Annotated in this window: 8 protein-coding genes and 1 tRNA gene; 2 read left to right on the top strand and 7 right to left on the bottom strand. The window is 61.0% G+C overall.

Annotated elements, in window-relative coordinates; all coding sequences use genetic code 11:
- The 6 genes from D0Y96_RS05120 to D0Y96_RS05095 form a co-directional block, all read right to left on the bottom strand.
- A complete protein-coding gene (locus D0Y96_RS05120) occupies positions 1-1,494 on the bottom strand; it encodes a hypothetical protein (protein ID WP_147324915.1) in 1,494 nt (497 codons plus the stop codon).
- 59 nt (positions 1,495-1,553) lie between these two features.
- Positions 1,554-2,507 carry a polysaccharide biosynthesis/export family protein gene (locus D0Y96_RS05115; protein ID WP_158562224.1) on the bottom strand — a complete coding sequence of 318 codons (954 nt, stop codon included), beginning with the start codon at positions 2,505-2,507 and terminating at the stop codon, positions 1,554-1,556.
- Positions 2,494-4,761, bottom strand: coding sequence for a GumC family protein (locus tag D0Y96_RS05110; RefSeq protein WP_117298277.1), 2,268 nt, complete (start codon positions 4,759-4,761; stop codon positions 2,494-2,496). Before D0Y96_RS05110 ends, D0Y96_RS05115 begins: the two co-directional genes overlap by 14 nt.
- 674 nt (positions 4,762-5,435) lie before the next feature.
- The gene (locus tag D0Y96_RS05105) at positions 5,436-8,726 is read right to left on the bottom strand and encodes an alpha-mannosidase (protein WP_350448971.1); all 3,291 of its coding nucleotides are present in this window, start codon (positions 8,724-8,726) and stop codon (positions 5,436-5,438) included.
- Positions 8,727-8,895: 169 nt separating this feature from the next.
- On the bottom strand, positions 8,896-11,349 hold the full coding sequence (locus D0Y96_RS05100; protein ID WP_117298276.1) for a putative bifunctional diguanylate cyclase/phosphodiesterase: 2,454 nt from the start codon (positions 11,347-11,349) through the stop codon (positions 8,896-8,898).
- A 140-nt stretch (positions 11,350-11,489) separates the two neighbouring features.
- Positions 11,490-11,566 (bottom strand) — tRNA-Val (locus tag D0Y96_RS05095).
- A gap of 292 nt (positions 11,567-11,858) precedes the next feature.
- Between D0Y96_RS05095 and D0Y96_RS05090 the strand changes: the two genes are divergently transcribed.
- Positions 11,859-12,842, top strand: coding sequence for a ChbG/HpnK family deacetylase (locus D0Y96_RS05090; RefSeq protein WP_117298275.1), 984 nt, complete (start codon positions 11,859-11,861; stop codon positions 12,840-12,842).
- A gap of 157 nt (positions 12,843-12,999) precedes the next feature.
- On the top strand, positions 13,000-14,154 hold the full coding sequence (bshA, locus tag D0Y96_RS05085; protein WP_117298274.1) for an N-acetyl-alpha-D-glucosaminyl L-malate synthase BshA: 1,155 nt from the start codon (positions 13,000-13,002) through the stop codon (positions 14,152-14,154).
- Here the strand turns inward: bshA and D0Y96_RS05080 are convergent.
- Complete coding sequence (locus D0Y96_RS05080; protein WP_117298273.1) at positions 14,112-15,458, bottom strand: sensor histidine kinase; 1,347 nt, start codon at positions 15,456-15,458, stop codon at positions 14,112-14,114. The genes bshA and D0Y96_RS05080 overlap by 43 nt on opposite strands.
- Between the last annotated feature and the right edge of the window lie 149 nt (positions 15,459-15,607).

The raw sequence follows: 15,607 nt of genomic DNA, 5'->3' as shown, positions 1-15,607 counted from the left end.
TCAGGCGCGGCTCCGAAAACGCGAAGCGAACAACGAGCTGAAGAGAATCAGCACAACCGTCAGGATGATACTGTCACGCATCATGATAACCAGGGAGAGCGGTCCGTCTTCTGTCTGCAGAGACAGAAACAGCGCGTTCAGCGCGATAAAGAGAACCGCCAGCCGGTTCGGGATAAAGCGCCCTGCGATCTCCACAAAGCGGCGCAGCAGATAGATAAGCAGCAAAGGATAAAAGACCGCTCCCAAAAGCCCGAAATCAAGCGCACCTGCAGTGATAAGAGAGTTCGGCTGATCGTTATTGTTCATGCCAAACTGCTGATTGGCAAGAAGCTCTTCCACAAGGAATGTTTTCTCAGGAAATAATGCGTGGGGCAGTGCCTCTTCAAACTGGCTGATGAGATCGGCTCCATGAGCCGGTGTGTTGTGCGTGCTGGCTTCGAGAAGATCGGCATAGAACGTCAGCACAAAGGTTCTCTTCGTGACGTTACGGCGAGTCATATCGAGAGCTGTGCTGAGTGCCGTACCTTCCTCGATCATCTTTCCCGCCTCGGAGAGGCGCTCTCCGATAGAGGCTTCCTGCACCAGACCATATCCGCCGATCGATCGCAGCAGCTCGAAGCTCAGTGTTCCCATCACCACAATGAACATCAGCATAAACAGCAGCACGGTCTTTTTCAGAAGGCTGCCGCGTACTCTGTAGCCGCTGAGGCGCACGGCAAAGACAATCAGAAACCCTGTATAAATCTGGTCGCGCCGTGTCTGCGTGGTAAGCAGCAGAAGCAGCAGTATCGAAATGGCTCCGAGGACTATTTTTTTTAATCCCCGGGGCGTTGCCAGGAATGCTGAGACTGCGAAGGCAACAAGCGGGAAAAAAAGCCAGAGCAGCAGTTCACTGATGGGAGAAACCCGGCCGGAAACCGACGCGCTGATGCCGCCGATCGTGAGCCTTTTAGTGAGAAAGCCGGCGAAGATAAGCATCGTCGCCACAAGGATGAAGCAGTACACTTCGCCGTCTATGGTGATCCGAAAATCCTCACCGAAGACAGGATGCTCATACAGTTCGCCGACGGCAAGGAGAATCCCCGCGGCCAGCAGTACGGAGGATACTCCCCGGCTCAGAACAGCCGGATCACGGTTATAGAGCTCGGCGAGCGTGAAGCTGCCACGAGGCACCGTGAGCCACGTGTTCATCGTTCCCAGGCAATAGCCGAAAAGCAGAGCCAAGGTATAAGCCATCGAGAGGCGAAGCGGCCCGCGCCGAAGCAGCCAGTCAGCGGCGATATAGATGCTGATGGCTGAGCCTACCACGCAGGCAAAGACCATCATCGGCTCGACCGGCATGATCCAGGACAGAATCGCAGCCAGGAAAAGACAGAGCGGGAGGTGCAGAATATACCGCTGGCGCCGCGGCGGAAAGACTTCTCCGAGTGCGCGCGGAGGCTGAAGCCGTGCCTCCATCGAATACGCCGGACGTGCGATCTGCATACTGCTCATCGAATGGTCATCCGTAAATCAGTGTCCGCTCTGTCCGGAGAACAGCGGAATACTCATATCTACTGTGCCGCTTTATAGGCGCTTATCTGCTGCGCGGCTGTTACTGTCGCCTCGATGCCGCGATAAGCCAGAGTCTTGCCGAAACTGGACGGAACAAACAATATGTCTCCGTCGTCTACCTTCAGATCGGCCTGTGTCCCGAAATAGACATGTTTCAGGTCGAGCTTGATCTCTTCCCGTCCCGAAGGAACCTTCCGGATGAGCATGGTCCGGCTCAGAGCGGACGTATTGGTTGTACCACCGGCAAGAGAAAGTACCTGCATCAGCGTCAGATGCTCATTGTTGTCGACCAGAAATCCGCCCGGATGTTCCACATCGCCGAGGATATAAATGATCCCGGCCTTGTTCACCACAACCGTATCGCCGGGAAGAATGATCGGGTTTTTCTGCGAGGAGAGACCGGACGCCTTCTCCGCCAGATCTACATCCTCAGGATGCTGGGGATCGTTGCGATGGATGATCGTGACCAGCTTTCCCGCGGTAGGACTCAGACCGCCGGCCAGCGAAATCATATCCAGCAGCCGGCGCGAGCCGAGTGTCGGATAGATGCCGGGCGAATGAATCTCACCGGTCATCGTGGCTCCCTGCGAGGCATATTCCGCAATCGACACCGTGACGTGTGGATCGAGCACCAGGCCATGCTGCTTCAGCTGTGTCTCGATCTCCAGCGCGGCCTCGCTCGTATTCAGTCCCGAAATATTCACCAGCCCCAGCACCGGCAGATTGATCACGCCGTTCTGGCTCACCCGGGAGGTTCCGGATAATTCGGGGATATCGAAGACCATGACGTTCAGCAGGTCGCCCGGACCGATCGAAATCGCCGGCGCGGTCTGTTCGGAAGCCGCCGGTGCGGGGGCTGCCTGTTGATCCTGCGCAACGGCTGATACGGCAAGCCCGGTAATCAGAAGGGCCAGTGCGGCCAGCGTCAGAGGATGCCGCTTATTCCTCACCATCTTTTCCTCCTGCGTATCCTGCTCCATATGCCGAGCCGTACCCTTTGTATCCCTTGTAGCCGTAGTCATATCTCCTGGAGTACGTATAGTAATTTTCGAGCCGCAGATCCACGTCGTTGATGATGGTGCCCAGTACGCGCGCGCCACTGCGCCGCAACTGCTCGCGCACGCGGGAGAGCGCCTTCTTTCTGGTGATGCCCGAGCGCAGCACGATCAGCACAGCGTCGGCCTGCGGCGCGAGGCTCAGGGTGTCGGATACGGCCAGGATCGGAGACGAGTCGAGAATGACATGATCGAACTCCTGCCTCCAGCGCGCCAGCGTATCTTCCATCATGCGCGAGGCCAGCATCTCGCCCGGGTTGGGAGCGATCGGCCCGCGCGTCATCACCGCCAGATTCGGCAGCCCCGGAATCGGATATTCGAAGGACTCCTCTTTCGACTCACGAGAGAGATAGGTGGATAGGCCGGTCCGGTTCGAAAGCCGGAACTTCATATGCAGCGTTCCCTTGCGCAGATCGGTATCGACCAGCAGCACACGCGCATTGCGCTGCGCGAAGGAGACGGCGAGGTTGGAAGAACAGGTCGACTTGCCTTCTGCAGCAAAGCCGCTGGTCAGCAGTAGCAGCTTCGGCTCGCGATCCACCGCAGAGAGAAGAATGGAAGAGCGCAGCGAGCGGAAGCCTTCCGCCACGATCGACTGCGGCTCGTTATAGGCCAGCAGGTCGGGTGAGACCTTTGCCAGCGAGCCGTTCCTGTCTGCGGCCTCATCCTTCGCGTTGATCGCCTTCTTGGAAAAGGGCTGGAAGTGCGGAATGACAGCCAGCGCAGGCAGCAGCGAGACCGCTTCGGCATCGTCCGAAGTCCGCAGCGTATCGTCCATCGACTCAAGGAAGACCGCCAGAATCAGACCCACGATCAGTCCGCCCAGAAAGCCGAAAGTGGCATCCTGACGCTTCTGCGGCAGGACCGGGTAAGGCGGAATCATGGCCGTATCGATCACGTCGATATTGTTCGAATTCAGCCCGGCCGTAATGCCGGCCTCTTTCAGCTTCATCTGTAGAGCGTCATACAGCTCTGAGGCCGACTCCGCGCCGTGCTGCAGGATCTCGAACTGCGCCGCCGACTCATTCTCATGGAAGGCCTGCTGCTTGGTGTCGTCGAGACGCTGCTGGAGCAGCCCTTCTGTCTTGACCGCTGCGTCGTACTCGGTCTGGAAGCGCTGCGTAAGATTTGTGATCTCGGTCTGAATGTCGCTGCGGACCGAGCCGAGCTGCCGGTCGATCTCGCGCAGCTTCGGATATTCCGGCCCGAACTTCGACTGCAGCTGCGCCTTCTGTACCATCAGGTCTGCTTCCTGGCTGCGCAGCGATCCGAGCACGCCGCCGGAGACGGAGACCAGCAGATCCGGATTGCGCGTCTGCGCCATGCGGTAGCGAGCCTCCTTGACGATGCGGTCGGCGCGCGCTTCGGCGAGCTGATCATTGATTGTCCGCAGATCATCCGTTACCAGGCTGGTTCCGGTCGGCCCCAGTCCGACCAGGTTGTTCTTTTTCTGGTAATCGCTCAGCTCCTGCTGCGAGCTCTGCACCTGCGACTTCAGCGTACTCAGCTGCTGCGAAAGCCAGTTCGATACCCGGGTCGTGCCCTCAAAGCGCGAGCGCAGATCGCGTTCCATGTACGCCTGCACGATGGCGTTGACGACCTTGGCCGCGACTTCAGGGTCCGGATTCTGAAAGTGAATCTCAACGATCTGCGTTCCGGTCTCGACGATCACCTTCTCCGAGCTCTGAAATGCGCGGATGAGCTGGTAGCGCTGCAGCGGCGTCAGATGACCGGTATACGGCTGCTTCGCGAACATGTCCGAGAACGGCTTCCTGTGGTAGAGGTCGAGGGAGTTGATGACATCCATCACCACCGAGTCGCTCTGCATGATGCGCAGTTCCGTCTGCAGCTTCTGATCCGACTCTTCTCCGCCGGAGAGCTTCGACTCGATAATGTCCTCAATGCCGATGTTGGTCGAGCGGCTGAAGTCGATGCTCATGCGCGAGATCGCTTCGTATTGCGGAATCGTCGTGAAAATATGATAAAAAGCGATCCCGACCCCTACAAGAACGCAGAACAGGATAACCCACTTCCGCTTGATGATGATCTTGCGGAAGTCGGCTGGCGTGAATGCCGGACTCTCGTGGGGCGGAACTCCGCCCGGCGGATGTAGCTCTTGCTGTCCCTGTGGCGCGATCGCCGACCCTTGCATCCTCTGCGCTCCTTATTTAGCCCGTGTGCTTACTGCTCTCTTGCCGAATCTGCAGCCGCCGGCAATCTCTGCCCGAACCCGTCCCGGACCCTCCGGCATTCTCGGTCGGGATCGGGCAAACACTCTCCGGCATGGATGGAAAGAGTATGTCTCCCGATTATACGAAATCATCACAAGCACAAATTCTCATTTCCGCCGTTTGAATCATGACTTTACGGCTCATCAGAGCCACCGCGGCAGAACAGGGATCGCCATGCCGCTGCCCGAAAACCATATCCATAACCTGACACTCAGCCCTGAGCGCCGGCCTGGGGAAAAACACATCTCATTCCTGAATGGAATCTGTCAGTCTGGTAAACCTTCATCCTTGTCAGATGAACCGCACAGAAGATTTGAGAATAACGGGAACTGCGGAGTTGCACTGCGGGCACAATCAGGCCGGTGTACGCCAGTGACTCGGTCTTCCCTGGCGCCTGAGATGGGGCTGGTTGACGTCTGGTTACCAATCGTAACTAAAGTCTACCTGGGGATGAGTCGCCGGTCAAACTCTTTTCCCACAGTTATTCAGACTGTAACTTACCGTCCTTTAATGATTTCCGGCACTTATCGCTCATTACCCCGCAAAGAAAAGACCGGCGCATAGCTGCGCCGGCCTCTCTGTTACGTCACCACCTTCAGTCGTGAGCCGCTTTGGAAGGGTAGTCCACCCGTACCGCCAGAATCTCGTACGGATGAATGGGAAGGGTCACCACATTTCCGGTTACCGGCAGTGCCGATCCCTCCGGGTTCTCCATCAGGTTCGTCTCCGTCGCCGAAGTCGCACCCGGCGGCACATGCAGCGCTACGTTCCCTGCCCTGCCTGCCCACTCGTACATGTGGAACTCCAGACCATCGCTGTCCTCGGCCTTCTTCATCGCCGTCAGCACCACATCATCCGGCGTCACCGAGACAAAGGAGTGTTCGGTTCCCATCTCTCCGGTGTGCGCTTCGACCTGTATGGCCTTCAGGCGATAGTTGAATTCGTAACCGTGACGGACCGTAAGCGCCTGCTTCCAGTCCCCGGCATGCGGATAGAGCGCGTAGTTGAAGTGCTGATGGCCGCGGTCGGCATTCGGGTCAGGCCAGATGGGCGAGCGCAGCAGCGTCAGACGAAGCTGATTGCCCACACCGTCGTAACCGAACTTCGATTCGTTGATCAGGCTGAAGCCGTGCTGGCCGTCGCCCAGATCGGCCCAGCGCTGCGCCGGAACCTCGAACCGTGCCTTCTCGAAGCTGTTGTTGCGCGTCGTCGGCCGTTCGATGCTGCCGTACGGAATCTCGTACGTCGCAAACGGACTGGTCGCCGCCAGCGGGAAGGACGCCTTCAGCAGCACGTGCGTCTCGTGCCAGTCGATGTCGTTCACCACTTCCACTTCATCGCTCCCGGCATCGAGAATGATGTCCTGCACGAACTTCGAGTTCTGCCAGTGCCGCGTGACGCGAATCTCACCGCGCATCGGCCCCTTTTTGATCACCTCCACCGATTCCGCTTCGGTCAGAAGCGTCGGCGCCTGATCGAGCGTTCCCGGATCGATGTTCCACGCGTCGTAATCCTTCGGCGTGTCCTTAAACGCCTGCAGCTCGTTGCCGCATGCGCCGGCGGCCAGCGTCTCAAAGCCGGCCTTCCTGTCGTAGAGGCTCGTGATGCATCCGGTCTTCGGATCGACGGTCACCCTCAGCAGCGCATTCTCGAGCGTGGTGCCCGAGACATGCAGATCGCTGGTAAAGGGCCGCTTCTCCGGAACCGCATGCACGACTTCATAACCGAGCGACGGCACATCCTTCGCATCGACCAGCAGATGGAAGATATGCGTCGCCGCGTCGCTCGAGAGCACTTCAGAGGGCAGCACGCGTCCCTTCGCATCGAGGATCGAGACATTCTCCGCCGCCGCCGGCATCTGCACGTCGACCTTCACTACGCCGGAGCGCTCCCAGCCCACCGGATTGAAGATCATCACCGGCACCTCGCCCGCAGCGCGCGTATTCACGTGCGCTGCCAGCGTCTTGAGCGACTTTGCAGAGATCTCGTCCGTTGCCCAGCGAACCTGGTCGTAATCCTTCTGTGCTTCCTTGTAGATAATGCCGATGCCCGATCCCGCCGCCAGATCGTGGAAGTCATTGAACGTGATCTTCTTCCACGCCTCGGTCAGCTCATCACCCGGATACGGATTGCCGTCGAGCCACGCCAGCGACGCATATTTCTCCGCATTCAGAGCCCACTCCGAGCTCTCGCGCAGGTTCTGCTTCATCTTTGCCTGGGTGGTGAAGACGCCGCGGTGATATTCGAGATACAGCTCATCCTTCCACGTCGGAATGGAGACCTTTCCCTCTACCGCCTGCGGATACTGGTATCCATCGGCGATCGTGCGGTAATCCCATGTCCGCGACTCCGGAGCGATCTCCTTGTCCACAGTGTTGAAGTAGGTCTGCGCAATGCCGAACTGCATCTTCGGCGCGATCTTTCCCGGCTGCATCCAGTGCACGCCCTCGTCGAGCACCGTACGCGTCGGGCCACCGCCGTGATCGCCGATGCCGTAGAGGTCCATCATCTGGTCCATGCCCGGCGAATCTTTGCGCGCCGCGGCCAGATCGGCCGACAGACGCACGGGGCTGAGGTCGTTGTTGCCGTATCCGTGCGGGAAGTAGGTCAGCACTTTGCTGCCGTCCGGCGACTCCCACCAGAAGAGCTTGAACGGAAGCTGGTTGGTGTCGTTCCACGACATCTTCTGCGTCACGAAGTAGTCGACGCCCGACTTTTTGTAGATCTGCGGAAGCTGCCAGTTGTATCCGAACGAATCCGGGTTCCAGCCAATCTTCACATCCACGCCGTAATGCTGCAGATACCAGCGCTTGCCGATCAGCAGCGAGCGCGCCGTCGATTCCCCGTCCGGCATATTCAGATCGGGCTCGACCCACATGCCGCCGACCACCTCCCAGCGGCCTTCCTTGATCCGCTGTTTGATCTCGTCGTTCATGGCCGGATACTTGTCCGCCATCCACTCGTTGTACTGCGCCGCCGACTGCGTGTAGGTGTAGTCGGGATACTCGTTCATCAGCTGCAGCGCGGTGGAGAAGGTCCGCTTCACGGTGTCCACCGTCTCCGTCCACGGCCACAGCCACGCCGCGTCGATGTGCGAGTTGCCGGTCAGGTGCGCCGTCACCGACTGCAGCTCCGGCCGCAGCGTGTCGAGCGTGGCCTGCGCCTGGCGCAGCGACGCATCGAACCCGCTCTGGTCGCCGGCGTCGAGCGCCTTCAGATCGACCGACTCGATGGCCTTGTCGAGCGTGGCCTCATCGGCCGAGACGTTCTTCGAAACGCTCGGCAGCAGCGCCGTCGCGGAGAGAAACTCCTCACGCGCATCGTTCGGGCTGGGACGGTTCTCGGGAAAATCGATCTTCATCACTGCGCCGTCGAAGTGCTTCTCCTCGACCGTCGCCAGCAGCTTCACCGCGACAAGAATGCGGTCGCCCGGCTTCGCTCTGTCGAAGAGCACGATGGGGCCGAGGTCTTCGCCGAGCGCCACGCGCCGGCCGTCGAAGTAGATGATCTGCGGCATCGGTCCGTGCGCCCGTCCGCCGAAGTGGAACCAGATGCGCGCGCCGGTCAGGTCGTAGCCGCGATACGTCTTCGGCACCTCGATCCAGCGGCGGTACCAGACCGATCCGGCGGGCGCGTCGCTCTTTGCCTGCACCTGCTGCCAGCTCGAATCGTCAAGGTCGGTATTTTCTCCGTGCGGCACGTCGCCGGCGTGCATGCGCCATGCTCCGTCGGGCAGATAGTTCAGCTGCCCCAGGCGCTCAACGACGTTCTGCGCGGCCTCCGGCAGAGTCTTCGTAATCGCCGCCGCCTCTCGCGCCGATTGTGCCCAGGCAATACTTCCGGCAGAAACTGCTGCCGCAAGACAGACCAGCAACGCTTTTTTCACTGCATCTCACCTCAGATTCGTAAAAGTGATTCGCCGCGGATTATAGCTGAGATGAGCACAAAAGTGGAAACGTTCCCACTTTTACCCCGAATCGGGCTGCCGCCATAGCATTGAGAATGAAGAGGATTGGCGCGGGAGCGTCACGCGCCAGGAAAGAGGGGCAGGCCGGTTACGACGCGTTGCCGCACAGATTGCGGCTGGCCGCCAGGTCGCTGACCAGCAGCTCCGGGATCGACGCGGCGCGCTGCGGACGCGCGTAGAGATACCCCTGATAGATATCGCATTCGAGGCTGCGCAGAGCCTCCTGCTGCTCGACCGTCTCGACCCCTTCAGCCACTACCTGCATCTCGAGGCTGTGCGCCAGCGAGATCACGCCCTGCACAATCGACCAGGTTCCACTGGGCACGCACATGCGCTCGATGAATGAACGGTCGATCTTCAGCCGGTTGATGGGAAGCTGGTGCAGATGCCGCAGCGAGGAGTAGCCGGTGCCGAAGTCATCGACCGACAGCAGCACGCCCATCTTCGACAGCGTCTGCATCTGGCGAGCCGCATCTTCGAGGTTCCGCATCACGGTCGTCTCCGTCATCTCGAGCTCGATAAAGCGCGGATCGATCGAGTATCCGTTGAGCAGGTCCTGCATGTTGGAGGAGAAATCCGTCCGCATGAACTGCAGCGGCGAGACGTTCACGGCGATGCGCACCGGAGGCAGCCCCTTCGCCTTCCAGGAAGCGCTCTGGCGGCAGACCTCCTGCAGTACCCAGCTGCCTATGGGAACGATCAGGCCGCTCTCTTCCGCAATGGGAATGAAGCGGTCGGGCGCGAGCAGGCCCAGGCGCGGATGCGGCAGGCGCAGCAGCGCCTCGAGGCCGGCCAGCTCGCCATGCCGCGTGAACTGCGGCTGATAATAAATCTCGAATGCGCCGTCCTTCAGCGCGCGGCGCAGTAACGCCTCAATCTCGCTGGCCTCCGTGGCCGCGCTGCTGATCTCGTTCGACACCAGCAGGAACTGATTTCCTCCCGAGCGCTTGGCCCGGTACATTGCCGCGTCGGCGCTCTTCCACAGCTCCGACGAATCCGTGCCGTGATCGGGAAAGAGCGCGATGCCCACACTGGCCGAAAGCTCGATCTGATATCCATCCGTGGCAAAGGCACGGCTCACCACGGCCACAATGTCCTGCCCTACCTTTTCGGCGTCGCGCTGGGTGCGCAGATCGCCGAGCAGAATCAGAAACTCCTCGCCGCCGGAGCGCGCGATCGTATCCACGCTGCGCAGACGGCCCTTCAGCTGCTCCGCCACATGCCGCAGGCAGCTGTCCCCGACCGCATGCCCGTAGGTGTCGTTGATCTGCTTGAAGCGGTCGAGATCGATGCACACGATGGCGGCCTTGCTGCCGTGACGCATGGCCGCGGCCATGGTCTGCGCCATGCGGTCGCGCAGCAGCACGCGATTGGGCAGACCGGTCAGCATGTCATGGTGCGCATGGTGAACGAGCTGCTGATGCAGCTCCTGCCGCTCCGTAATGTCCTGGGCCATTACAAAGCGCGCCTGCCTGCCCTGGAAAGGAATGGTGTGCGCGGCAATCTCCACCTGGATCAGGCTTCCGTCGCTGCACACGTGCGTCCACGGCCCGGAGAACTGTTCCGGCGAGCCTGCCGTATTGATCTCCCAGCGCAGATCGAGCGCATCGCCTGTGGGTCGCAGATCGCGGATCGTCATCTTCAGAAACTCGGCTTCACCGTAGCCGTACTGCTGCACCGCGGCTTCGTTCACCTTCAGAAAGCGCAGCGTGTCGGGGTCGAAGATCCACATCGGGTGCGGATTGCTCTCGAACAGAAGGCGGTATCCCTCACTCTGCCTGCCCGTCGCCACCAGCTCATCTTCGAGCAGCGTGAGAATCATGCCGAACTCGACGAAGTACTTCGGAATATTCCACAGCTCGCTGTACACGTGAATGTGCGGCAGCAGCGCATAGACCGCCAGGGCGCAGGGAAAGACCGCCGACCACGCCAGCAGTCCCAGAACCGAAGTCACCACTCCCGTCGACAATCTTTGGAAGTCGCTCCAGTAGATGACGGCGTTCATGAAGAAGATCTGCGAAAGGATCGCGTAAATGCCGATCGCCGGCTGGTTATGCCACAGGCCGTAACCGGTCCACAGCGTTGCCGCGATAGCCGCGCCGAAGTGCGGCCAGATGATCAGCGGGTTCCTGCGGTAGAAGCGATAGCCGATCGCCAGCGCAAAGAGCTCGCCCGCCGGAAAATCAACGGCCAGCAGAGGCCGGCTGGTGACGCCGAAGACCACGAGATTGGTGTAAAGCAGAATCGGCACCGCGATCAGCGATACCCAGACAAAGAGCTGCTTCGGCCCGCGGGTCACCAGAGAGCTCGACAGCAGGAAACACATGCCGGAGAGGCACAGCGCGCTGAGGCTTACGCTTGTGACCAGGGCCGCGCCGAGCTGTCCTGCAGGATGCAGCAGCTCCACGCCGAAGTGGGTCAGCACGAACAGCCATCCGAGTACCCAGTAGCGCAGACGATCGGAGGAGCGTTTGCGGTAGATCGACCCGAATACCAGAACGAGCAGCCCGAGAATCAGTATGTCAGGCAGAGTCTCCTGCATGAAAACACACGCTCCAATTCACTTTTTGGATGTTCTGGAAACCACACTGCCAGGAAGACATGGCTGGGCCAAATCACAAGGACAGAAAAAAAACCGGCAAACCAGCACCCAAACGGATGCCGATTCAATTATTAAGTACCTGGTGGGCAGTGCAGGATTCGAACCTGCGACCCCCTGCTTGTAAGGCAGGTGCTCTAACCAGCTGAGCTAACCGCCCCGGGACTTTGCGGCCTCATCTTACCGGTGGCCGCTGCGACAGAATCGCCATTTCTATGATTGGTTCGATTCTATCAGTCCCGTGCAATACACACGACTCTGGATTTCCGCACTTCCGCTCTTTGCAGCTGTCGCCGCCCCCGCATCGTGCTTCGCGCCTCACCGGCCACGAAAAGCAGTGTGAAGAGGACAATGGCCATCCCATTGACCAGAAGCCATGCAGCTCCCGCTGCCAGTGCGATTTCGCTTGAGCTCCATCCCATCGGTTGATCCAGCCTGTTTCTAAAATATGAATGAGTGTAGGAAAGCAGCACGCCCACTGCCCATACCACCTCGGTGCTATCGCATCGCACAAAGGCATCACCCGGCGCTTCGCCGTCCACTCTTTCGCCCGCTCCCGGACTCGATCTAGACTCGATCTGGTGACGCGGCTCATTCTCAACGCAGACGACTTCGGCCTCACAACCGGCGTCAATCGCTCCATCGTCGAGCTCCACCGCGCCGGCGCGCTTACCTCCGCCACGCTCATGGCCACCGCGGCCTCCTTTACCGAGGCCGCCGCGCAGTCCGCAGCGCTGAAGACTCTCGGCACCGGCTGCCACGTCGTCCTCGTCGACGGATTCCCTGCCCTGCCCGCTTCAGAGATTCCCACGCTCGCTCCCGGCGGCTCGCTGCGCCCCACTCTTGGCGGCTTCGTCCGCGATCTCTTCCTCGGCCGCATCCGCGAAGCGGAGATCGAGCACGAAGCCGTTGCGCAGATCCGGCGGCTCCAGCAGTCCGGCGTGCAGGTTACACACCTCGACACCCACAAGCACACCCACATGTTCCCCCGCGTGCTGCGCCCCCTGCTGCGCGCCGCTCTGCAGTGCGGCGTCCATGCGGTGCGCAACCCCTTCGAGCCGGAATGGGCGCTCGCCGCAACACCGGGAGCCCCGTTCGTGCGCCGCATGGAAGTCCGCGCGCTGCGCACGCAGCAAAAGACCTTCCGTCGGCTGGTTCGTGAGGCAGGGCTCGCCACACCCGACGGCGCCATCGGCGTGCTCGCTACCGGAACCCTCGACGCGACGACGCTGCGCAGCCTGCTCCGCGCGCTGCCCTCCGGCGATCAGGTCTGGGAGCTGGTCTGCCATCCCGGCTATACCGACGCCGAGCTCGACCGCGTCCGCACCCGCCTGCGCGCCTCTCGCAACACGGAGCATGCCGCGCTGCTCGAAGTGATTCCCGGCGCTGCGAAGATCGAGCTCATCCACTTCGGTCATCTGCATCCGGCTCTCTGAAAATAGGCTCGTTGAAATCTGCTTTAATTGAGGGGCCGGAACATCCCCCGTCTGAATCCTTCCCTGCGTGCGGGCATCCCAGTGTATGTCCGTCTTCACCTCAGCGTGTCCGGCGAAGCAGCCCGGCCCATCGATTCTGTCTTCAGCGAGTTGGCGAATGAAAATTGGTATCACCTGCTATCCCACCTACGGCGGCAGCGGCGTTGTGGCGACGGAGCTCGGCATCGAGCTTGCCGCCTCCGGACACGAGGTCCACTTCATCACCTACTCGCAGCCCTTCCGTCTCGACGGCCGCGATCAGAACATCCACTTCCATGAGGTCTCGGTCTCGAACTATCCGCTCTTCGAGTACCCGCCCTACGACCTGGCGCTGGCCACGCGCATGTCCGACGTGGCGACGTACTATCAGCTCGATCTGCTGCACGTGCACTACGCCATCCCGCACTCTATCTCGGCGTATCTGGCCCGGCAGATGCTGCTGCCGCATCACCGCCACCTGCCCTTCGTCACCACGCTGCACGGAACCGATATCACGCTGGTCGGCATCGATCACTCCTACCTGCCCATCACCCGCTTCGGTATCGATCAGAGCGACGGCGTCACGGCGATCTCCAGCTACCTGCGCGAAAAGACGATCGAGGAGTTCCACACCTCGCGCGAGATCGAAGTCATCCCCAACTTCGTCAACTGCGACGTCTACACCCCGCTCAGCGAAGCCGCCCGCGCCGAAGGCCGCGCACGCTACGCCGCGCCCGGCGAAAAGATTCTGGTGCACCTGTCGAACTTCCGCCCGGTCAAGCGGGCCGTCGATGTCGTACGTACCTTCTCGCGCATTGCGAAGGAGGTGCCCGCGCAGCTGCTGCTGATCGGCGACGGCCCGGACCGCTCCGCCGCCGAATGGCTCGCGCAGCGCCGCCACATCCGCGACCGCGTCCACTTCCTCGGCAAGCAGAGCAGCGTCTCGGAGATTCTGCCCCTTGCCGACCTGATGCTCATGCCCAGCGAGATGGAGTCCTTCGGCCTGGCCGCGCTCGAAGCGATGGCCTGCCGCGTGCCGACCATCGCCACCCGCGTCGGCGGCGTGCCGGAGCTGGTCGAGGACGGCGTCAACGGACGCCTCTTACCAGTCGGCGATGTCGACGGCATGGCGCGCGCCGCCATCGAGATCCTCAGCGATCCCGCACAGCATGAAGCACTGGCCGCAGCCGCCCGCCATACCGCACAGCAGCGCTTCTGCGCCTCGAAGATCATTCCGCAGTACGAGAAGTTCTACGAGCGGATACTTGAGCGCGCCGCTGCGCCGCTGCCCTGAGCTTCGTCCGAGTCGATGCCCATCGGCATCGCCATCACCACCTTGGTGCCCCGGCCCGGACGGCTCGTGATGTCGAACTCCGCCGCATCGCCGTACAGCACCTCCAGCCGCTCGCGCACGTTCTTCATGCCGATGCCCGAGCCGCGCAGCACGCCGCTGGTGTGCTCGCGTCCGGGCGCGATGCCGACGCCGTCGTCCTCCACCTCGATCATCAGCCGTCCATCCTTCAGCCGGCTGCGCAGCGTGATCGTTCCGCCGCTGATGCGCGGCTCCAGCCCATGCTTGATGCTGTTCTCGACCAGCGGCTGCAGCAGCATGCTCGGCACCGGCAGCTCCAGCGTCTCCGGATCGATCTCCTTCACCACTTTCAGCTTGCCCGCGCCGAAGCGCACCACTTCGATGCCCAGATAATCGTCGGTAAAGCCCAGCTCCTCGCGGAACGGCACCCACGCGTCGCGCTCCTTCAGCAGCGCCCGCAGAATATTCGCGAGCTTCACGATCAGCTCTCTTGCCTGCTCCGGGCGAAAGCGCACCAGCGATGCGATGGAGTTGAGCGTATTGAAAAGAAAATGCGGATTGATCTGCCGCTGCAGCGCCTCGAGACGCGCCTCCAGCAGCAGCCGCTTCTGCTCTTCGAGCGTCTGCTCGATGCGGATCGCGTTCCAGATCTTCAGCGGAATGCCGACCACCATCGCCGCGCAGGCCCACACCGCGACACGGATCAGCCAGCTCTCGCTGCGCAGAGCGAAGAGCCGGTGCGGATAGATCTTCGCCATCCACTCCCGCGCAATCTCCATCGAGACGATCAGCACCAGCAGCAGAATCTGCCGGTCGAAACGCGGCTTGCGCAGATTGCGCCGCACCCAGCGATAGATGCTGAGATCGACGAAGGGCGAAAACGACCAGACCTCTTCCTTTTCGACGAAGCGTCCGAAGATGCCCGCCGTCAGCGCTACTGCAACATCGAAGGGCAGCGCCAGGTATTCGTGATGCAGCACCGCGGGCAGCGACAGCAGCAGCGCGCCGACCAGCGCCGACAGCGGCCCGACCAGAATGCCGAGAATGATCGTGGCCTCGAAGGAGATATCGGCCGCCAGAAAGTTCGGCACCGTCGTGCGCACCCACACACCCAGACCCAGCGGAATGCAGATGAACAGCAGCAGCCCCAGCGCCTGCCGCGGTGTGCGCTTCTCGGTAAACAGCAGCCGCTGAAAGACCCGCGACCGCGCCAGCGCGCTCGATACCGCCGCCGCCACGCCCAGCTTCACCAGCAGCGTAATCAGAATCAGCTTCTGCTCGTACACGTCTCTATTTAACGGCAGAAAGGCACACCGCGAAAGCCTTCCTCTCTCGCGGCCGTCCCGCTCATCGAAGAAAATGAGCGCCGGAAGCGGCTGTTAGAATGTTCGTTTTGCACGCCCCGCAATGGTCCGTCAGGGGCCGCGTAGAGAAT

The sequence above is a fragment of the Paracidobacterium acidisoli genome (genome assembly GCF_003428625.2).
Classification (GTDB): Bacteria; Acidobacteriota; Terriglobia; order Terriglobales; family Acidobacteriaceae; genus Paracidobacterium; species Paracidobacterium acidisoli.
The sequence above is the reverse complement of the archived record's forward strand: the minus strand, read 5'-3'. Positions and strand labels throughout refer to the sequence as shown.

Excerpts from the sequence above, each read along its gene's own strand:
- D0Y96_RS05120 (WP_147324915.1), bottom strand. The coding sequence starts at position 1,494 with ATGAGCAGTATGCAGATCGCACGTCCGGCGTATTCGATGGAGGCACGG.
- D0Y96_RS05110 (WP_117298277.1), bottom strand. The coding sequence starts at position 4,761 with ATGCAAGGGTCGGCGATCGCGCCACAGGGACAGCAAGAGCTACATCCG.
- D0Y96_RS05100 (WP_117298276.1), bottom strand. The coding sequence starts at position 11,349 with ATGCAGGAGACTCTGCCTGACATACTGATTCTCGGGCTGCTCGTTCTG.
- D0Y96_RS05090 (WP_117298275.1), top strand. The coding sequence starts at position 11,859 with ATGAGTGTAGGAAAGCAGCACGCCCACTGCCCATACCACCTCGGTGCT.
- D0Y96_RS05115 (WP_158562224.1), bottom strand. The coding sequence starts at position 2,507 with ATGGTGAGGAATAAGCGGCATCCTCTGACGCTGGCCGCACTGGCCCTT.
- bshA (WP_117298274.1), top strand. The coding sequence starts at position 13,000 with ATGAAAATTGGTATCACCTGCTATCCCACCTACGGCGGCAGCGGCGTT.